This is a genomic window from Psychromonas sp. psych-6C06 (genome assembly GCF_002835465.1).
Lineage (GTDB): Bacteria > Pseudomonadota > Gammaproteobacteria > Enterobacterales > Psychromonadaceae > Psychromonas.
The window spans coordinates 102,905-123,665 of record NZ_PIZM01000010.1; the positions used below are offsets into that span (position 1 = coordinate 102,905).

Below are 20,761 nucleotides of genomic sequence, written 5' to 3' on the forward strand. Positions count from 1 at the left end.
TGGACGCTAAGTTTTTAGTCTACTTTTTCCAAGACGCATTTTTATGCGCACTTAAAATGGCAAGCGCACCTTGCAGATCAAGATTATTTAAAGAAATAGCAGCCTTTTCTTGCACGATTGGTTTAGCGTGAATCGCAATTCCCATCGCAGAAGCGTCCATCATCACCAGATCATTTGCACCATCACCGATGGCAACTGTTTGTGACATGGGAATCGAGTATTGCTCAGCAAGCTCTTTTAAAGTGCGAGCTTTCACGTCTGCATTGACTATTTCCCCAGTCACAGTCCCGGTTAAATAATCATTTTCTATTTCAAGCGTGTTAGCTATCGTAAAATCAAAGCCATGATCCTTTTGCAAACGCTCAGCAAAATAATTAAAGCCACCAGAGGCAATAGCGACCTTCCACCCAGCTTGCTTTAAACCGGCGATTAATGATGTCAAACCAGGCATCAATGGCATATTATCAGCCACTTCTTTTAAGATTGAAATAGGCATATTTTCCAGTTTACTGACGCGTGTGCGTAAGCTTTCATTAAAATCTAGTTTACCTTGCATCGCAAGTGCAGTTACTGCAGAAACCTGTTCACCCACCCCATATAAACGCGCTATTTCATCAATACATTCAATTTGAATCGTCGTTGAGTCCATATCCATCAAGACTAAACCTGGTTTAGACCAATCTGGAAATTTCTCCATTAGCGCAAAGTCTACAGTCGCTTGTTTAGCAAACAGCTCTAATTGACTTTTTAATACATCAGGATAGTCACTCAACAAAAAACGCATGGTTACCACATCAGCAATAACTTCTGGTGAAAAAAGCATTGTTGATGCAACACCTTGTGAGCTAAGCAATGAAAGTAATGTATTAAGTTGCGCAGTTGTAAGCGTTTCGCCCATAATAATAAGCTCGGCTTTTGAGCAAAATTCTGCCTTAGTTCGCAAAGTTAACGTATTATTTTCAAAGAAAATATTTTCAAGATCAGCCACATCTTGTTTTAAATCATCGCGCCATTCAATTAATGACTGAGCTTTTGAAGGAATTTGCAGTTTTTCTATCGTTTTCAAAGTAATATACCTATCATTTAAATTTAGATGAGCCTCATCCGCTGAAGCACAAACAACAATAACGATTGCACTTGATGATTACAAGTGATTAAAGGATTTTCAATGAAGAGCAAAATGTATTATGGACTGCGAGCTTTACAAATAACGACGCTGATAGTGGTTAGCGTTGTTATTCTGTTTCAGTTAAATGAATTACGTGTTATTTCTAATGAAGTCCGCTATCAGCAAACAGAAAAGTTTTCATATTCACTTACCAATTTAGCAGCGGCGGAAGCATCTCGCTACTTGGGGCAAAAGAAAAGTAAAGATCTGCAATTATTAATTAATGAGCTCAGTAATGATCCAATGGTAAGAGACGCGACAATTTATGACCATTTAGGAAAAATTCTTTATCAATCAAACGATCCACTTTTATTGCCAATTCTCTTAAAAATAAATGAGCCAGTAAACGATGATATCAAAGGCGTTATTCCGTATATTGCTGAATTATACAAAGAAGATAAAAAAATCGGCTACATCAGGATCTCACTAAAACAAGATCATATCTTACGTTTGATTTTTAATTATCAACAACAATCTCTTGAAACACTCACTTTACTATTACTACTCTCTTTTTTCGCAGGTAGCCTAATAATGGCACTTTTCTTTCGTAGAGCAGAGGCAGCCTATTACCGCTTAAATAAGCTAATACCAAATTTAATCGCCATGAATAAAAAAAGTTAACCTCAGTAGGGTTAAGGAGTTTTATATTGAATTTTTAAATACTAAGGAAATTTTTGTTGTTAGTTGGCAAAGCCTAAGAAACTAAAGTAATTATAGTTTCTTCTAGATAGGAATAATAAGTAGTTAAATAGCCTCAATTGTTGTTAATGAAAGCGTTATTCTATTTTGAATCATATAGTGATATATTTTTAAGGTACATACCGTTATGTTTCGCGTAAATCTAAGGCGGATTATCCTAGCAGTAACGGACTCTTGTTAAATAACTTTGCATAAAAGCCCGAGGTACTAGCGTTATTGCGACGCTTTGCTTCTCCATAACTGAATTGCTTTACCTTGAGATTCCGCCTATAAGTCATGTGATGCAGTTGCCCTATCTACTTTTTAATTCACGTTATAGTATCACTATAAAATTATTTATCCTCATAATACGCATTAATAGTTCCCCCCTTCCTTATCACGCCATAATTACAACGGCTACTCAGGAGAATTCCGCTTTGCATTAATACAAAACGAAATAAATAGCTGATCTATTTTACTGATTAAAGCAACTTACCTCTTCGTTGAAACTTTCGCCTATTCATATGGAATAATCACATGTCATAGGCTCAGTCTTGTATAAACAGAAAAGTGGCTCCTTTTTTGTATTGCGTGGTATTGACGAAGTCATTATGCCAATTCGGCTAATATTGATCAGTTATTTAGTGGATTTGCTATTACAGCAATAGCCAATAAAATATTGAGATAATAAACTTGAAAGTTCAACTGCCCCTAAGTCTTTAACTTGCAAAAAAAAACCAATATCGACATAGATATTGGTTTTTTATTAAGCGAGCAGACATTGATATGTAGTGCCTGACTTTACAATATATTATTCACCTTTAGGGATAATAACACCATTTTCATCAGTTGCTTGTACGTTAAAGTTATCCTCAACACACATTTCATAATCACCAGCAGACCATGCGCTATAAGCTGTTTGATATGGTGCTAATTTACACTTAAAGCTATGGTTTGCAGGTGTATTTGCATTCCAGCCCCAATCTTTATCCCAGTTAATCATCAATGCGCCAGCACCATCTGTGTTAAATGGTTTCATGTCAGCACAATCTAATTTTTCACCAGTAATATCAAGGTTTAAGTAGTTCGAGAACTCTTTGTAGTACGCGATACGGCTTTTAGCTTGATTCGATGTTGTGCCTTTATTACATTCAAATGCACCGTTAATGATTTGAATCGTTGCACCAAATCCATGTTCAATACCTGCTGCTTTATCAGCTGCATTTGGCTGCCACGTACCATCGATCACATGTAACATGCTTGGTTTTGGTGGTTGTGGGTAAACATAAAAGAACACCGCAGAAGCAAGGTTTAGCCACGTATCAGCCACTAACTCAGGATTTTTAAGTAGTACCATCTTATCGCCGAACATCGCTTCAGAGAATGGTCCATAGTTGTAGTTCCAGCTTAGCTGTTTAGCACCACGGCCAAAGTAGCTTTTGCCTTGACATGGCCAACGATCGCCCTGCCAACCTGAACAAGCGTTGTATGGACCTGTTGTATCTGTCTCTTGTTTGTACATTTCTCGCACATAGTACAAACCTTGACGCCACTCTGGGTTACCTTTAGCACCTTCCCAACCTGGAGCATGAGCACCCGTTTCTTGAGTGAAGTGAGCAAACATAGTTGCTAAAGAACGCTTACAGATCTCTTCTGAATTACGGCCATCTTCGTAGGTACGACAGAAGGCAGGGAACTTAGCAATTGCCTGTAAGAAACGACGGTAAGTGTATGCTTCGTTACGAATTGGGAATAAGAACTCCCATAGCTCACTATCAATCACCGATTCAACACGTAAGACATTTTCAGGATTAGCAAGACGAAGAGGCTCTACTGCTTCTACTGATTCATTATCAAGCGTAACAGCATCTGCACGGATAAGGTCAAATAGCTCTCCACTGGTCAACTCTGTTTCAATTGAAGAAAGTTGTGCACGAGGAATTAAGAAACCACCACTACCATCTTCTGTAACACTTAACTCACCATTAAATGGTGGAGGCGTTGGAGTTGCAACAGTAGGTGTCGGTGTAACAACGACCGGTGTTGGAGAAGGCGCACAAGAAGGAACCGGAATTGGCTGATCAATTGGATAAGTTACGTAAACACCACACTGTAAAACAGTAACAAATGCCGGTGTTGGCGTAATAACAACTGGCGTTGGCGTAATGACAGCTGGGGTTGGGGTGATCACAACTGGCGTTGGTGTAATAACTACAGGTGTTGGTGTTGCTACACTACCACAGCTTGTTTCTTCCCAGAACCAAGAAGCTGTACTTGGTGTTTCCCATGTCCCAGGATTATTTTTAGCGATAAAACATTTACCTTGGTAACTTACTACATCGCCATTACTTGCCTTGGTTTTACCAGCAATAAATTCAGTTGTATCAACTGGTGTCGATGTTGGAATTAGCGTTGGTTTAGCTGTTGGAGTAGCTGTTGGAGCTACGGTTGGTGTACCCGTTGGAATAATTACTGGAGTTGGCTCAACAGTATTACTACAATCAGCAACTGTCCAAAACCATGAATTAGCATTTGGCGTTTCCCAACTACCAGGCCCATTTTTGGCAATATAGCAGACACCGTCATAAGAGGTAGTGTCACCGTTTTTGATAACTGTTTTACCCGGAACAAAAGGGGTAACTGTCGTTGAATTTGCAAGTGCAACATGGCTGAACATTGCTAGCGATGAAGAAAATAATGCAATAGATATTGCTTTCTTCGCGGGACTAAATGTAAACATTTAACTCATCCTTGTTAAATAAATTTAAATATATATTTAACTAAGCGAAGAGAAACGATCAATAACGAATAGAAACCAGCAATGGTCACGTTCCCACAGGGGAATGTAAAAATTACCAAATAGTATTATATGTTCATCCTGAGCATTTAATACTATTTTGTCTATATGCTTATCAAGCATTTCCATATGCTTAGTAAATAAATGACAATAACCAATGTAGATTACTTGCTGATGTTTTTATAATCAAGAAAAAGTTATATATCAGCCACTAAAGTTTTATTTTTTAAGCTGTAATGTTATCTAGATTCTGTAATTGTTCGATTATCGATTGGCTATATTTTTGTAAATCACTTGAATCTTGCTCGGGCATTAACCAACCAAGTAGATCGGTAAGGTGCTCTTCGATAGCAAATGGTTTAGCATGCTCATAGGCTTTTGTTAATTCATCATTAACGGGTAAAAACTGCTGTGCAATTTCTTTACCAGGCATGACTTGTTGATATTCTTTGATAGAAGCGACAGTTTCTGTGCGTTGCAAGTCCATTGAGAAAGCGGCTAAATGAGTAGGATCCATTGAAATCGTTTTGGCTTTTTCAAAAGCATCATCTAAGTTACCTGAAAAAAATAGATCACTTACGTTTTGTAGATTCCCCATCAATTCATTAACAGCTTGTTGTTCATCATCATTCAGTTCACCATTGATTTCAATAGTAAATGCTGCTTGAAACTCACTTTTATTTGAAGTTGCAAAGCTACCAATACCATTTTTCATATTCATTACAGAAGCACTTTGTTGCTTATAATCAGAATTAAAAGTGATCTTAATTTCATCCCCCTCTTTAGTGGTGATGCTGTAGCTCGCATCTTTACTTAAACTATAATGGCTTCCTTCACGATAATTTCCAGCAAGCATTGGCGAATCTTCATTTTCTGAAAACAGATCATCATTAAGCTTTTTCAGACCCTCTTTAAGTAAACCTTCGGTCTCTTTTATACCATTTTTAACATCATTACTTAATAGACCAAGTCCTTTCAACTCTTTTGAGGCATCACCGAGCCCCTCTTTTATTCCTTTTTGGGCATCAGAAAACATTTGCTGTAGTTCACTCTCTGTTGCACCATTATTTTTTGCTTTCGTGATTGCATCCGTAACAAAACCAAGAATATTGTTACTTACACTTTCAAAGTCAAAATTGTTTTCATTATTTTTTTCAGTTTCGTTCGGTATGCCTAATGCGCTATTGAGGCGGTCATTGATGATATTGGTCGCTACATTTTTTTTATCAATGTGGGTAGTACGATTATCTTTAACATCGGCATCAGATTGTTGCGCGCCTTTAGCGTGTTGATTAAACAAGGCTAAAGGCTGAAAATTTGAAAGTTCAACCTTCATATATTTCTCCAATAAAGGGGTACACCTAGAGGTTATCGGCAGCATTTAAAATTTATTAAGCATTTAAAATAAAAATGCTTATATTAAAAGCTGATAAAAATGACTCAAATAATAAATTAATGACCGTCAACGGTGTCTACGAGTTAAACACCATAATATGCATCGGACAATGGTGCAACATTACAATCACTAATGTAATCACGTGACGTTAACCAGTCTTTAAACGCACTCCGATCTGAATCAGTGGCGCTAATATAACGCCCGTAGCTACTAACATAAATGACAAAACGATGCGAACCACCAGCCCCACCTAATATAAGGTTCCTAGATTCAACAAATTCGACGAGCTCTGAAAAAAAGCCATCAAACACACTTTCATCAACTTCAGTAAACGTGAATGAGACTTCAAATCCTAAAACTGCATACTTACCGACATATAGCTTTTTATTTAATCGATTACTTCTTTTTATGTGATTCGTTGTTTTCATAGATACTCCAGTATTTAATTACGTCACCATTGTATATGTTACACGGCCAACAAAGCATAAAAAATCACTGTAAAGTATCAATTTTTACTAGTGAACACTTCGCGACAAAAAACAAAACAAAACAAAACAAAACCAAGATCATACCAAGAATAAAAATAAACTGACTTTATTTTTATTTGTGATCTTAACTTATTAAGTAATAGTACTTATGCTTTTCTAATGAATATTTATTTAGTCAGTCTTTTACTTTGCCTGTATTCACTGCAAATTTTTGCAGGTGCTCTTCCTGAGTCTCGCATAATTGATTTTAAAAATAGCAACATGCAAACTATCAAGCACCGACATATGTTAACCAACACTGGAATTTTAGTCGAAGACGGTGATATTAATAAAAAAAACCCATTATCAGAGCGGATCCTGTCAATTTTTTACAAAAATACGGCCAATAAAAATGTGTGTAAAGATATCCCTTTCAGCACAGATGTTGCTATTGGTAGCTGCAGTGGTGTGTTAATAAAAGACAATATACTAGCTACCGCTGGGCATTGTGTAGATGAAAACATCGCCAAGAAAATCTGGTTTTTTAATTACCAACAAACGGACGACCTCTCTTTTAAGCAAGGCTATAAAGTAAAGCGCGTTATTTTTCGCGACTTTAGCATCATAAAATCAGGTTATTCCGTTGAAAGAAATAAAATTAATCGTCAACGACAACAGATTGGCATAGGCCCTCTCCCACCTGATATGTTCGATTATACGAGTTACCGTGATATTGCTCTGTTAGAATTAGCAAAACCGGTGGTAGGCCTTCTGCCATTTAAAATTAATTTCAGACCATTCTTTAGCGGGAGAAAAGTTATTTCTGTAGGCCCCCCTTTGGGCTTGTCATTAAAACAAAATAGTACGGGATCCCTTAAATCTATTACAACCACCAACTACATGACGACAAATATACAAACACAGCAAGGGAACTCGGGGGGACCACTGTTTGATTATGAAACAGGTGATCTTATTGCAATCACGGTAAATCGTGGTTTAACTTCTGTATTTGGTCTACAAAGAGATAAACGCTGCTATGGCTTTAAGAGTAAAACAACCGAAAAAGAGAGCATATCCCACTTAAGCGGACACATGACGATCACTCAGGTTAAAAAATATATCTTTGATACTAAAGATTAGGTTACATTTTTAAACCATTTTTTATATAGAAACCCTTGTACTAAATCAGCTCCTATCTGCTTAGCAAATTGTAAGTCTTGCTCTGTTTCTACCCCTTCTAAAATTACTTTTTTCCCTGTTTCATGTGCATAAGTTATCATTGCATTAACCAGTGGCATGAAGTTTTTACTGTGGCGTTTTTCAATGACGTATTTATCTAATTTAATGTAATCAACCATCTGTACAACAGACGTTGATAACATTGACTGTGGATTAAAAAGATCATCAATAGCGGTATTAATTTTATTTTTAGCGAGGTTGTCAATCATCGATAAACTCATCACTGCATCACTTAATTCTGAGTTTTCAATTAACTCTACAATCACGTTAGCCTTATGATAGCTTTTAAACAACTTAACAAAGGGATTATTACCATCAAGCATTCCGGATGCAGAATATGAGTCTTGATCTAGGTTAACAAAGATATCTGTATTATTTGGCGCATAAGCAAGCTGTAATTTTTTCTGTTCATATTCAACTTGAAACAAGCTTAGGGGATTATCATGTAGGGATGCATAAACCAGATCCGGCCTAATAGCTTCGCCACCGACAGTATAAAAACGGGATAATCCTTCGTAAGCAATGATCTCTTCGCCTGCAGTGGTAACGATAGGTTGAAATTCAGCACCATAACGTTTGCTATCCATTAGTTCTAAAAGTTGTGGCGGGTTTAAGTGGTGTGCATGCGTCATTGTCATTCCATTGGGTTAAAATACATCCCCCAAATGTAATTGATAACCACTATCATGTAAATCATTTGTACTTAACAATGATTAAAGTTTAATGACACTGAGTTTAAGTTTATGGCAATTCACCTATCATACTGACAGCTTTGATATAACAGTAAACCTTTTGACCAACTTTAAGTTTCAACTGCTGCAAAGACTTTACTGTTATTTTAGCTAATAAGGATTGCTGGCCGAGATTAAGGGTCAATAGAATATGACTAATTGAAATTTTCTCAATTTGAGTCATGGTCGCAAGCAAACAGTTTTGTAAAGAGCTACTTGTTAGCATCTCTGTCGCTATGATCACATCTTTACTTTCGACTTTAATCTGCAAAACGGTATCGGTCATGTTTTTATCAAATGTTAAGTTAATCACTTGATCATCGACTGTCCCTTGCCACATAAGATCATCATTATTCCAACGTAAATTTTCAACCGTTAACAATAAGCCACAGTCAGCATGTTTCACTAAACTTAATGAAGGGTCTAAGAATAACACCTGTGGCTTACCAATTGCTTCTACTTTCCCTTCATGTACAAGCATCATATTATTTGCTAAATAGAATAATTCCTGCATTGAATGCGTTATGTATAACACTGGAATCTGTTGTGAAAGTTTTTTAATGAATGGCAGTAATATGTTGCGACTATGCTTGTCTAAAGATGAAAGAGGTTCGTCCATAATCAACATTTGAGGCGCGGTTAAGATAGCGCGAGCAATCGCTATACGCTGTTTCTGGCCACCAGACAACATGGATATTTTCTTGTCTAGTAAAGTGCTAAATTGTAATAAATGCGCTAATTCATTTAAGGAGTAAAGGCTTTGCTTTGATTCAGCAATCAATAAATTACCGCGTGTATCTAAATGAGGAAATAGCCTTGGCTCTTGAAATACCATACCTACCGCACGATTTTCAGTCTTAATAAAAACGTGCTCACTTTGCCATTGGCAAGCAGCAAACGAAACGTCACCGCTAAATCCGCTTTCCAATCCAATTAAGCTTCGCACAAGAGTTGTTTTTCCCGCACCAGAATCACCAAAGATTCCACAAACACCATTTAACTCTAGCTCGCCTGAAAAAGAAAAAAGCGATTTCTTGGTTAATTCAAAGGATAATAAACTCCCCTGTTTATTATCACCCATTATTTAACCTTTGCTGACGTTTTTGTAGCACACCATAAATGAACATAAGCAATAACATTGAGAATGCAAGTAAAGAGAATGCAAGCGTGTGGGCCTGTTCATATTGGAGGGTTTCTACATGATCAAACAATGCAATCGATAATACCTGCGTTTCCCCGGGTATGTTACCTCCAATCATTAATACTACGCCAAACTCACCAACGGTATGAGCAAAGCCTAATGAAGCGGCGATGATAAAACTCGGCAAAGTCATTGGTATAATTACTTTATAAAAGGTTTTTATCGGCCCAAAACCTAACGTCTTTGCGACTTCGAGATAGCTTTTATCTAAATTAACAAAGGCACTTTGTAATGGCTGTACAACAAAAGGTAATGAATAGATAAGTGAGGCAATGACGAGCCCTGAAAATGAAAAAGCTAAGCCATTACCAGTCATTTTCAACCAAAACGATCCTAAGCTACTTTCGGGAGAGAATGATAATAACAAGTAAAAACCAAGTACAGTAGGTGGTAAAACTAGCGGCAAAGCAACTAAAGATTCAACAAAGGGACGAAAAAAAACTTTACTTCTTGCTAACCACCAAGCTAATGGTGGACAAAAAATTAACAAAATAAACGTTGTTATTCCAGCTAGCTTAAGCGTTAAATAGATGGCGCTTAAATCTAGCTCTGTAAAGAGTTGGTTTAACATCAAATTACAAATACCCTTTGCTACGTATCAATTGCCTTATACTATCTGATGTTAAAAAATCTACAAACTGTTGCGTAGCGAGTTTATTTTTACTGTTAGTAAGAATAACACCTTGTTGTAATATAGGTTGGTAAGTATCAGTTGGTACAATATAATAATTTTTTTGGCTATTTTGCAGGAGTAAAGCCAAGGCGACAAAGCCGGACTCAATATTCCCTGTATCGATAAACTGATAGGTTTGTGAAACATTATTACCTTTGATATAAGAGAGCTTTGACCAGAGTTGTAAACTTTTAAGTGCTTGCTGTGTTGCTAATCCATAAGGAGCTAGCTTAGGGTTTGCAATTGCAATCCGACCTTTTAGTCTCAGTAAACTGTACTTATCGATATTGCTCGCACTGTTCGGGTGCCAGAAAGCTAATACTCCCTGCGCATAGGTAAAACGAGATCCCTCAACCCCTAATCCAGAGTCTTCGATACGCTTGGCACGGTCGCTATCGGCAGATAAAAAAAGGTCGAATGGTGCACCATGACTAATTTGGTTATAGAGAATCCCCGTAGAGCCACTGGAAACAAATATTTTTTGATCTGATTGCGCCTCATAAAGTAAAACAATCTCATTTAAAGTCGTCTTAAAATTACTTGCCACTGCAATTTTCAATGTCGCATGAACAGGAAAAACACACAAAACGAAGCAAAGAGCGCATAAACGGATCATTTAAAACCCCATTTTTTCAAGGCGTTTTGATCGCATTCTCGAGCATCTACCCAATAAGATTCCCCTAGATGATTTGTCTCTTTTTTCCAAAATGGAGCGCCAGTTTTCAGATGATCCATTATAAATTCACAGGCGGCAAATGCATCACCACGATGCAAACTAGCAACCCCTACAAAGACAATCTGATCAAGCAGCTGTAATTTACCTATTCGATGAATCACTCTCACATCTATAATTGACCAGCGCGCTTTAGCTTGCTCAACAATCTCAATCAGGGATTTTTCTGTCATTCCAGGATAATGCTCCAAGGTCAATGTGCTTATCTGTTCTCCTTGATTTATATCACGGACTAGCCCAGTAAAGGTAACCACAGCTCCTGTACGACTACTTTGACGTAAACTGTCATATTCAACTTGTTGATTAAAGTCTTGTTGTTGTACTTTAATCATTTAACCTCCTGTTACAGGAGGAAAAAAAGCCACTTCGTCCCCACTCTTTAATCGAGTAGCTTTATCGCTCATTACTTGGTTAACCGCAACCATGATTGTTTTACTTGAGAGGGCGATTTGCCAATCTTTATTATCTTTTATCAAGTTATCCAATAAATCCTGCACAGTCGTATTTTCAGAACTGTTCACGTTAAGCTCTGCAGTCCCCAATTGGTCACGTAATTGAGCAAAGAATAACACCTTGATCATAATTCATCACCCGCTGTAAATATGCCTGATTTACCCCCTGTTTTTTTCAACAGTCGCACTTGTGATATCACCATATCTTTTTGCACCGCTTTACACATATCATAAATTGTTAAGGCAGCAACGGAAGCAGCTGTTAATGCTTCCATCTCAACCCCGGTCTTACCTGACAGTTTACACAAGCTTTGTATGCGAACTCGGTTATGCTCAGGCTGAGGCGTTAGCTCTACTTCTACTTTAGTTAACGCTAAAGGATGACACAAAGGTATTACATCCGATGTTTTTTTAGCAGCCATGATTCCGGCGATACGTGCTGTGGCAAACACATCTCCTTTATGATGATCGCCATTCATAATAAGAGCTAGCGTATCGGGTGACATTTCAATAAAAGCTTCTGCAATAGCTTCTCGCTGTGTCACAACTTTATCGGTGACATCCACCATATTAGCTTTTCCATCTTGATTAATATGGGTAAATTTACTTTCCATTTTATTAATAGTTACCTTTGAATATTGTGTACTGATACAAAAAAGAATGACTGGATTGATAAGATGTATTAATCACAAACCAATGTGAGGCATAAAATTGCAAGGCTTATGTGTTGAATCCATCTGCTCTTTAATAATTTTAGTCCAAGCTGTTTTACACGCGCCTGTTGAACCCGGCATACAAAAGATAACCGTTTTATTAGCAAAGCCAGCAATGGCGCGACTTTGAATCGTAGAAGAGCCAATCTCTTGATATGAAACGTGTCGGAATAACTCTCCAAAACCCTCCACTTGTTTATCAAATAATACCGATACTGCCTCTGGCGTTGTGTCTCGAGAAGTAAAACCTGTCCCACCAGTCACTAAAATTGCCTCAATTTTCTCATCAGCAATCCACTGAGAAACAATGGCTCGGATTTTATATGGACAGTCAATGACGATTTTTTTATCGGCCAGTTGATGCCCAGATTCTGTTAATGCATCTACTAAATATTTCCCTGAAGTATCAGTCTCTTCATTGCGTGTATCAGAGACAGTCAATACGGCCATTTTAGATGGGGTAAACTTTTTAACACTGAGGTGACTCATCATAATTCCTTGCTACGTTGTAATGTATTAAATAGGGTTAAACAATCTGCCCACTCTTCAGGAGTGTTACTGTTTTTAAAACGAAAATGGGATTTCGCCTGATAATTAATGGCTTGTAGTTTAAGTGTTTTTAGCAAACGATACAGGGAACGTTGCTTGTTATGTGGCGAAGCTAAAGCTTCTGATAAATATTTTGTTAGCTTAGACGATAACGGTAAGATCATCGGAAAGGTTACTTGTTCATAAAAAACACCTTGTGGGTATTTTTTAAACTGCTGTAACAAATATTCACACTCTTTAATACTCAGTAGTGGCATATCGACAGGAATTATTAGCATTGCATCATAGCCATCAATTAACACTTGAGAAGAAGCTTGAATACCACCAAGGGGGCCCAATGAATGATAGTTATCTTGGATACACTGAAAACCTGTATAATCCCCACTCACAAGAACCGCGTTTAAATTCAGCATATTGAGCAGTTCTACATTACGCGTCAATAATGTTTTCTGTTGCAATAAAAGTGTCGCTTTATCTTGTCCCATCCTCGATGACAAGCCACCAGCCAATACTACTCCAGCTATTTTCAATCTTAGTTTCCTAACAGTAAAAAGGGGCTAAAGCCCCTTAAGTTTAATCGTTTATAGTATCGCTATTTTACCAACCTTCAATCCCTTCCATATTAGGAAGTTGATGTGCGATACCTTTATGACAATCTACACAGGTTTTTTCGCCTGAAGCAAGTGCCGTTGAGTGTTGTTTAGCACTGCGTGCTCCTTGTTCGCTGAAATCCATAAAATCAAATTGATGACAGTTGCGACACTCCTGCGAATCATTTTCTTGCATCCGTTGCCACTCTCGATGAGCGAGATGCCCTCGTCGTGCTTGAAACTTCTCTTCAGTACTGATTGTCCCCATCGCAAAAGCGACTAATTCCTTAGAGGCTTGGACTTTACGAATGATTTTGTCTGTCCAATTATGGGGAACATGGCAGTCACTACAAATAGCACGGACACCAGAACGATTAGAATAATGAATTGTCTCTCTGATCTCTTTTACAATTGGAGCATGGCAGCCAGCACAAAAGGCTTCTGTATTAGTCGCTTCCATTGCAGTATTGAAGCCACCCCAGAAGATAATCCCGCCCATAAAGCCAAGCAATAAAACAAACCCCATTGCAGCAGAAGAGGGAGACTTCATAATTAGCCATAAACGTTTTAATAGCTTTAGCATAAATTTACCCCTAACTTATTTGAGCGAATCGACAGGTTGGAAAGTATTTTCAACCAATGGTTTTGCATCCGCTTGTGTTACATGACACTGCAAACAAAAGTAACGACGTGGTGAAACATCAGAAAGCGTAGTTCCATCGCGGTCTTCAAAATGTGTCACACTGATTTTTGTCGCTCCCATTTCACCGGCATTTTTAAAACTATGGCAAGAAAGACACTTATTAGCACTTAAATTAACTTGGTAACCGCGGATAGTATGCGGGATCATAGGCGGTTGCTGAACATAATTTCGATCGATTGTATTTTGATCTCGTGGCACTCGCTTTAAAGGTTCCGATTTATTAACTGTCGATATTTCAACCTGTCCTCTTAAGGATGAAACACCACCGTTATTAGACATGATATCGTCACCGTCTTCACTCCATGCAGGTGATGTGGTTAACGCTACAATCCCTGCTGCCATAATAGCTGTTAGCAATTTTTTCATTTTATCTCTCCACCTTTGCGAGGCTATTTTTACCGCTAAAAACGGTAGTAATTATAAAAACATCTTCTGCACAAACATCAATACAGCGACCACAATTTGTACAACGCATATCATTAACTAACGTACTGATCCCTTTTTTTTCACCATGAACTGGCCCCTTTAAGATTTGAGACTCAGGACAAACATTAAAACAATCAAGGCAATCTGTGCATTTATCACGGTTTATTGCATCGACTTTAATGAAGCTTACTTTGTTGATAATGGCGTAAAATGCCCCCATCGGACAAAGGTGCCCACACCATCCATTTTCCACGGCAAGTAAATCAAACAGGAAAATCATTAAAAATAATAACCATCCTAGCCCCATGCCAAAAAAAAGACCGCGATGCAATGCAGAAACAGGGTTAACCAGTTCCCATGTCATCACACCAGTAAACAGTGGCAATATCATCACCATTGCCAGTATCCAAAAGCGCCACTGATTGCTTAACACTTTTTCTTTACGTAATTTTAGTTTTCGTCTACACCAAGCGGCTGCATCTGTCACTAAATTCACAGGGCAAACCCATGAACAAAACACACGCCCGCCAACGACGAAATAAAAAAACAATACAATCACGGCACCTAGCAATGCTTGAAACAGAGGCAGATGCCCCGAAAACACACTTTGTAAAAGCACAAACGGATCACTAAAAGGAATAGCATCAAACAATATGCTTGAACTTAAATTACCTTTTAAAATCCAAATTCCCACTAAAGGCCCAGTTAGAAAGCAACTTAGTATCGAAATTTGTACGAACCTACGTAGCAATAAAAATCGATTAGCTAACAGCCACCCTTTTTTTGCTATCGCCTCCTCGCCTAATTGATGTGTTGCTGTCATTTCAACACCTCAGGCACGCGATCAGGTAAATCTAATATTGGCTCTGTTAATAACGATCCACCAGCGTCCTCTTTTTCCTTCCAGCCCCAGCGATAATGCTTTCCTAACTCACCTTTAGCGATATCTCTAGGTAACACCTTAATGGCAGTTTGCTCAAGCACGCAAGACTCCTCGCATTTACCGCAACCGGTACACGCATCTGAATGTACCGTTGGAATAAAAACAGCATGGTGACCTGTTCTCGCATTACGATGTACCTCAAGCGTGATCGCTTTGTCGATCACAGGGCAAACGCGATAGCAAACATCACAACGAAGCCCCTGAAAATTCAAACAATTTTCCTGATCAATTAAGACCGCTAAGCCCATTCTGGCATCATCAATATTATCAAGTGAAGGATCCAGCGCGCCGGTTGGACACGCCACGACACAGGGAATATCTTCACACATTTCACAGGGATTAGTGCGCGCTAAGAAATAGGGAGTGCCCGTTGCAATGGGTTGAAAAAGTCGTCCTAATTGCAAAATATCATAAGGGCAAGCTTCAACACATAAACCACAACGCACACAGGCAGACTGAAAATCCATCTCACTGAGCGCACCGGGAGGACGTAGCATCTGTGGGTTAAATGATTGACTTTGATTTGAATACCCTGCCAATCCTAAACCCATAAATCCTACACCACAGGCGCCTTTACTTGCATCTACAAGAAATTGGCGTCGGGTTTTTCTGCGTTGCGAAAGCTTACTCATTGCTTATCAACGACCGCGTTAAGCTTTTTTAATTATCTTAACCGCGCACTTTTTATAATCCGTTTCCTTAGAGAGCGGACATGTTGCATCAAGCGTCAGCTTATTGGTTAATTGCTTAGCATCAAACCAGGGCATAAAGACCAAGCCTTTCGGCGGACGATTACGACCACGCGTTTCCACACGAGAAGTTAACTCACCACGACGAGATGCCATCACAATCTCGTCACCACGTCGCAAGCCCCGAGATTTAGCATCATCAGGATGCATAAAGACAACCGCATCAGGGAATGAGCGATATAACTCAGGAACACGTCGCGTCATTGAGCCCGAATGCCAGTGCTCTAAAACACGGCCAGTACTGAGCCATAAATCATATTCTTTATCAGGCACTTCTGGTGGCGCTTCATAAGGTAAGGCGAAGATGACCGCTTTATTATCAGGCTTACCGTAAAACTGCATTTCACTGCCTTTTGCGACGTAAGGATCGTACCCTTCGCGGAAACGCCAAAGTGTCTCTTTGCCATCAACTACCGGCCAACGAAGACCACGTGATTTATGATAATCTTCATAGGGCGCTAAATCGTGCCCATGATCGCGGCCAAATTGGGCATATTCTTCAAACAAGCCTTTTTGTACGTAGAAGCCAAAGTGATGAGATTCATCATTAAGTTTATCTTCACGGACCTGATCCATCCCAAATGCATCAACATTGCCGTTGCGATAAAGTACATCGAACATAGTCTTACCGCGTACTTCTGGCATTTTGGCAATTAACTCTTCAGGCCATACTTCTTCAATTTTAAAGCGCTTAGCAAATTCCATGAGCTGCCAAAGGTCTGATTTAGCTCCTTCTGGTGCTTCCACTTGCTGATACCAAGATTGTGTACGACGCTCGGCATTACCATAGGCTCCCTCTTTTTCCACCCACATAGCCGTTGGTAAAATAAGATCAGCCATTTGTGCAGTTACCGTTGGGTACGGATCAGAAACAACGATAAAGTTATCAGGGTTACGGTAACCCGGAATAATCTCTTCATTGATATTAGCCCCAGCCTGTACATTGTTATTACACATCACCCAATAAGCGTTTAACTTACTGTCTTTTAACATACGATTTTGTAATACCGCATGGTAGCCAGGTTTAGGTGGGATAGTGCCTTCAGGTAACTTCCAAATTTTCTCAGCAATGGCGCGATGTTTCGGATTTGCAACCACCATATCTGCAGGTAAACGATGCGCAAACGTCCCCACTTCACGTGCTGTACCACATGCTGAAGGTTGGCCTGTTAAAGAGAAAGGACCAGAGCCTGGTTTAGAAATTTTTCCGGTTAGAAGATGGATGTTGTACATAAGGTTGTTAGCCCATGACCCACGGGTATGTTGGTTAAAACCCATTGTCCAATAAGAGGTCACTTTTACCTTAGGATCAGCATACACTTTGGCCAGCTTAATAAGCTTTTCAGCAGGTACACCTGACATTTTAACCGCGTAATCGATATCAAATTCAGAGACATATTTGGCAAACTCATCAAAGGTCATCGGTGTTGATGCACCAGAATCTGGATTTTCAGCAGCTTGTTGTAAAGGATGCTCAGGACGAAGCCCATAACCGATATCAGTCGCGCCTTTACGGAAGTTAGTGTGTTTGTTGATAAACTCTTTGTCTACCGCATCATTTTGTATGATGTAGTTAGCAATAAAGTTTAAGATAGCTAAGTCTGATTGAGGGGTGAAAATCATGCCATTATCAGCAAGTTCAAAGGAGCGGTGTGTATAAGTTGAAAGTACATGTACACTAACATCTGGGCTACTTAAGCGACGGTCTGTTAAACGAGACCAAAGTATCGGATGCATCTCTGCCATGTTTGAGCCCCATAAAACAAAGGCGTCAGCATTTTCAAGATCATCATAACACCCCATCGGTTCATCAATACCAAAGGTACGCATGAAACCGACCACGGCAGATGCCATACAGTGACGAGCATTAGGATCTAAGTTATTTGAACGAAAACCCGCTTTCATCAATTTAGAAGCAGCATAACCTTCCATTACAGTCCATTGACCTGAGCCAAACATGCCTACCGATGTGGGCCCTTTCTCTTTTAGGGAAGCTTTAAATTTATCCGCCATCACATCAAAGGCAACATCCCATGAAACAGGTGCAAAGTCCCCTTCTTTATCATAAACACCATCTGTCATGCGCAGTAACGGTGTAGTTAATCGGTCTTTGCCATACATAATTTTAGACAGGAAGTAACCTTTAATACAGTTAAGGCCTTTATTTACCGGCGCATCAGGATCCCCCTGCGTAGCGACTACTTTGCCATTTTGTGTTCCTACTAGTACGCTACATCCGGTACCACAAAAACGACACGGTGCCTTGTCCCATTTAATTTTACTTGCATCTTTACTTGCAATTAAATTGCTTGCAGAGGCAGGCAATGTTATGCCAGCAACAACGGCCGCTGATGTGGCTGCCTGTGCTTTCATAAATTCACGTCTGGTAAATTTCATGTTACTTCCTCACTGTCTTTAAACTATCGTTTAAAATCTTAGTTATACTTCTGCTTTTTCAAATTCATGGTAAACAAGGCCAGTATTGATGACACCGTCTAACTCATTGATCGCATCAATAACTTCCATAATAATGCGTTGATTTGCAGCTTCGAGTACGACAATTGCTTTGCCCTGTGGTGAAATAGTGATCACTTCAGCCCCATCCAGCAAGTTGATACTCGCCTTTATCTTGTCTGCTTTTTCGATATTCACATGTACTATTAAGCTAGATACATGTAACTCTTCAGGTTTCATTTTAATTCCTTAACATCAATTGCGGTAACAGGGCAAGGTGCAACACAGGCACCACATCCAGTGCATAACTGTAGGTCAATTTTCGGGACAGCATTGATGCCAATTTGAAAAGTTAATGCCTGTGACTCACAACTTTCCGCACAACTACGGCAATAAATATTTTGATTTGCCAGGCAGGTCTCATTGATTAATGCTTTTTTTTGCCAAGGCACTTCAGTAACTGCACTAAATATAGGCTCTTTACAGCTTTCTGCACAGAGACCACAAAAATCACATTCCCCGAGTTCAAAATTGATCGTCGGAAAGCCACCATCTCCATTAATAATTATTTTTTCAGGGCATGCGTTTATACAATCCCCGCATTGACTGCATTTATCCAAAAAAACGTCAGCATCAATTACCCAAGGTAATAAGTTATCTATCGTTATCTCTTTTTTCACACGGAAAAGACTGCGTTTATTAGCATCAAACTTCACACAATAACCTTAAATAAATTGTTGTTAATAAAAGGTTAACAACAGGTTGTAAGGGATTCGAATTTGTTACAAACCATAGCAGACAAAGATAAAATGAGGAGTGAAATAAAACTATTTGTTGATGTGTATCAAGAAAATATTAGAGTATCGAAAAGAGTGAAAAGAAAAAGAGTGAATATGTTTTTAACTACTCTGTAAGTCATTGCAATAACTACCTAAATATAGGTGGTTATTACAATGCTTGAATATTATTTAGCCACCGATTGAAGCTAAATGAGGAGTAATACCGGTATTCCCTAGCTGTAAATAGTGGCTCTCTTTTTTATCATCTAAGGCTGAAATAATACGTCTTTTTAATGCCTCTTTTTGCGAACTATCTGTTAACAAATCACGTAAATTAATACCCTTTTCACCAAACAAACATAGATGTAATTTACCTACAGATGAAACGCGCAAACGATTACAGCCTTTACAAAAATCTTTACTATAGGGCATGATTAACCCCACTTCACCTTGATAGTCCTCATGACTAAATATTTGCGCTGGCCCATCATGGCTTAAAGCGGTCTTTTGAACCCAGCCTTGCCTTAGTAGCTTCTCTTTTATCCATAAACCAGAAAGATGATGTTGCTTAAAAAATTCCGCATTATCCCCCGTTTGCATCAATTCAATAAAGCGGAGTTGAATCGGCTGTGTTTTTATCCAATCAATGTAAAGATCTAAGTCTTTATCATTTTGACCACGCAATAACACGCTGTTTATCTTAACTTGTTGATAGCCAGCTTCGATACAAGCACTCACGCCATCCATCACTTTCTGAAAAATATTTTTTCCAGTAATAAGATGAAATGTCTTTGGGTCTAAACTATCTACGCTGACATTAATAGCCCCAAGCCCTGCATCAAACCAATGTTGTGCTTCTTTTTGTAAACGAAAGCCATTGGTGGTAGTGGCCACTTTAACAATGCCTTCCACCTCAGAAACTGATTTAATAATATCAGGAAAATCTTTTCGTAAACTAGGCTCTCCACCAGTAATACGCACTTTTTTAGTACCTAATTCGGCAAAAGCAGCAACCAAATGTTTTATCTCTTGATGAGATAAAAATTGATTATCGTGGCTACGTTGGTAGCCATCGGGCAAGCAATAATTACATTTAAAATTACATTCATCGGTGATCGACAGGCGCAAGTATTCAAACTTACGATTGAAGTTATCTTTAAGTTGTTGCATTTCTAGTTCCTTTCCAAACACGGGAGGCAAAGCAGTTTCCCACTTTACCCTTCTTAACATTTTTTACGTTAAGCGGCTTAATTCACATATTAGAAAAACTTAGCGATATTAAGCTCGGAGCTGTATTGAATATGTAAACACTATGTTACA

The 20,761-nt window shown here is 38.7% G+C and carries 23 protein-coding genes and 1 riboswitch; of the genes, 2 read left to right on the forward strand and 21 right to left on the reverse strand.

From position 1 onward, the window contains the following. Positions 1-19: 19 nt before the first annotated feature. Positions 20-1,066: a phosphoserine phosphatase SerB gene (gene serB, locus CW745_RS14120; RefSeq protein ID WP_238596825.1), complete on the reverse strand. Its 1,047-nt coding sequence runs from the start codon at positions 1,064-1,066 to the stop codon at positions 20-22. A gap of 102 nt (positions 1,067-1,168) precedes the next feature. Between serB and CW745_RS14125 the strand changes: the two genes are divergently transcribed. Then, positions 1,169-1,789, forward strand: a complete 621-nt coding sequence (locus CW745_RS14125; RefSeq protein ID WP_101109337.1) for an AhpA/YtjB family protein — start codon at positions 1,169-1,171, stop codon at positions 1,787-1,789. A gap of 868 nt (positions 1,790-2,657) precedes the next feature. Here CW745_RS14125 and CW745_RS14130 read toward each other — a convergent pair. The 3 genes from CW745_RS14130 to CW745_RS14140 form a co-directional block, all read right to left on the reverse strand. Next, the gene (locus CW745_RS14130) at positions 2,658-4,586 is read right to left on the reverse strand and encodes a chitinase (RefSeq protein ID WP_202973202.1); all 1,929 of its coding nucleotides are present in this window, start codon (positions 4,584-4,586) and stop codon (positions 2,658-2,660) included. A gap of 283 nt (positions 4,587-4,869) precedes the next feature. Then, positions 4,870-5,979 (reverse strand): DUF5610 domain-containing protein, encoded by a 1,110-nt coding sequence (locus CW745_RS14135; protein WP_101109338.1) that lies wholly within the window; start codon positions 5,977-5,979, stop codon positions 4,870-4,872. A gap of 143 nt (positions 5,980-6,122) precedes the next feature. Continuing rightward, on the reverse strand, positions 6,123-6,467 hold the full coding sequence (locus tag CW745_RS14140) for a 50S ribosome-binding protein YggL (RefSeq protein WP_101109339.1): 345 nt from the start codon (positions 6,465-6,467) through the stop codon (positions 6,123-6,125). Positions 6,468-6,686: 219 nt separating this feature from the next. On the opposite strand from CW745_RS14140, the gene CW745_RS14145 reads away from it, so the two are divergent. Then, a complete protein-coding gene (locus CW745_RS14145; RefSeq protein WP_101109340.1) occupies positions 6,687-7,646 on the forward strand; it encodes a serine protease in 960 nt (319 codons plus the stop codon). Here the strand turns inward: CW745_RS14145 and CW745_RS14150 are convergent. The 17 genes from CW745_RS14150 to moaA all read right to left on the reverse strand — a co-directional run bounded on the left by CW745_RS14150 (position 7,643) and on the right by moaA (position 20,611). Beyond that, entirely contained in the window at positions 7,643-8,377 is a 735-nt protein-coding gene (locus CW745_RS14150; protein WP_101109341.1) for an EAL domain-containing protein, read from the reverse strand. The genes CW745_RS14145 and CW745_RS14150 overlap by 4 nt on opposite strands. 109 nt (positions 8,378-8,486) lie before the next feature. Then, entirely contained in the window at positions 8,487-9,557 is a 1,071-nt protein-coding gene (locus CW745_RS14155; RefSeq protein WP_101109342.1) for an ATP-binding cassette domain-containing protein, read from the reverse strand. After that, complete coding sequence (gene modB, locus CW745_RS14160; protein ID WP_101109343.1) at positions 9,550-10,248, reverse strand: molybdate ABC transporter permease subunit; 699 nt, start codon at positions 10,246-10,248, stop codon at positions 9,550-9,552. Before modB ends, CW745_RS14155 begins: the two co-directional genes overlap by 8 nt. Positions 10,249-10,252: 4 nt before the next feature. Further along, positions 10,253-10,966, reverse strand: coding sequence for a molybdate ABC transporter substrate-binding protein (modA, locus tag CW745_RS14165; protein ID WP_101109344.1), 714 nt, complete (start codon positions 10,964-10,966; stop codon positions 10,253-10,255). Then, on the reverse strand, positions 10,963-11,415 hold the full coding sequence (gene moaE / locus CW745_RS14170) for a molybdopterin synthase catalytic subunit MoaE (RefSeq protein ID WP_101109345.1): 453 nt from the start codon (positions 11,413-11,415) through the stop codon (positions 10,963-10,965). The genes modA and moaE overlap by 4 nt, the downstream gene beginning before the upstream one ends. Then, positions 11,416-11,664: a molybdopterin converting factor subunit 1 gene (moaD, locus tag CW745_RS14175; protein WP_101109346.1), complete on the reverse strand. Its 249-nt coding sequence runs from the start codon at positions 11,662-11,664 to the stop codon at positions 11,416-11,418. Next, entirely contained in the window at positions 11,661-12,149 is a 489-nt protein-coding gene (moaC, locus tag CW745_RS14180) for a cyclic pyranopterin monophosphate synthase MoaC (RefSeq protein WP_101109347.1), read from the reverse strand. Before moaC ends, moaD begins: the two co-directional genes overlap by 4 nt. 72 nt (positions 12,150-12,221) lie before the next feature. Continuing rightward, complete coding sequence (gene moaB, locus CW745_RS14185) at positions 12,222-12,737, reverse strand: molybdenum cofactor biosynthesis protein B (RefSeq protein ID WP_101109348.1); 516 nt, start codon at positions 12,735-12,737, stop codon at positions 12,222-12,224. Next, complete coding sequence (locus CW745_RS14190; RefSeq protein ID WP_101109349.1) at positions 12,737-13,327, reverse strand: molybdenum cofactor guanylyltransferase; 591 nt, start codon at positions 13,325-13,327, stop codon at positions 12,737-12,739. Before CW745_RS14190 ends, moaB begins: the two co-directional genes overlap by 1 nt. 67 nt (positions 13,328-13,394) lie before the next feature. After that, a complete protein-coding gene (locus CW745_RS14195) occupies positions 13,395-13,970 on the reverse strand; it encodes a NapC/NirT family cytochrome c (RefSeq protein ID WP_101109350.1) in 576 nt (191 codons plus the stop codon). Between the two features lie 15 nt (positions 13,971-13,985). Continuing rightward, the gene (locus tag CW745_RS14200) at positions 13,986-14,456 is read right to left on the reverse strand and encodes a nitrate reductase cytochrome c-type subunit (protein ID WP_101109351.1); all 471 of its coding nucleotides are present in this window, start codon (positions 14,454-14,456) and stop codon (positions 13,986-13,988) included. A gap of 1 nt (position 14,457) precedes the next feature. Beyond that, complete coding sequence (napH, locus tag CW745_RS14205; protein ID WP_101109352.1) at positions 14,458-15,339, reverse strand: quinol dehydrogenase ferredoxin subunit NapH; 882 nt, start codon at positions 15,337-15,339, stop codon at positions 14,458-14,460. Beyond that, positions 15,336-16,091, reverse strand: a complete 756-nt coding sequence (napG, locus tag CW745_RS14210; RefSeq protein ID WP_101109353.1) for a ferredoxin-type protein NapG — start codon at positions 16,089-16,091, stop codon at positions 15,336-15,338. The genes napH and napG overlap by 4 nt, the downstream gene beginning before the upstream one ends. Positions 16,092-16,109: 18 nt before the next feature. Continuing rightward, positions 16,110-18,605 (reverse strand): nitrate reductase catalytic subunit NapA, encoded by a 2,496-nt coding sequence (napA, locus tag CW745_RS14215; protein WP_101109354.1) that lies wholly within the window; start codon positions 18,603-18,605, stop codon positions 16,110-16,112. Between the two features lie 42 nt (positions 18,606-18,647). Further along, entirely contained in the window at positions 18,648-18,902 is a 255-nt protein-coding gene (locus CW745_RS14220) for a chaperone NapD (RefSeq protein ID WP_101109355.1), read from the reverse strand. Further along, complete coding sequence (gene napF, locus CW745_RS14225; protein ID WP_101109356.1) at positions 18,899-19,378, reverse strand: ferredoxin-type protein NapF; 480 nt, start codon at positions 19,376-19,378, stop codon at positions 18,899-18,901. Before napF ends, CW745_RS14220 begins: the two co-directional genes overlap by 4 nt. A gap of 252 nt (positions 19,379-19,630) precedes the next feature. Further along, complete coding sequence (gene moaA, locus CW745_RS14230; RefSeq protein ID WP_101109357.1) at positions 19,631-20,611, reverse strand: GTP 3',8-cyclase MoaA; 981 nt, start codon at positions 20,609-20,611, stop codon at positions 19,631-19,633. Beyond that, positions 20,602-20,743: riboswitch (molybdenum cofactor riboswitch) on the reverse strand. (Overlaps the previous gene by 10 nt.) Positions 20,744-20,761: the final 18 nt, after the last annotated feature.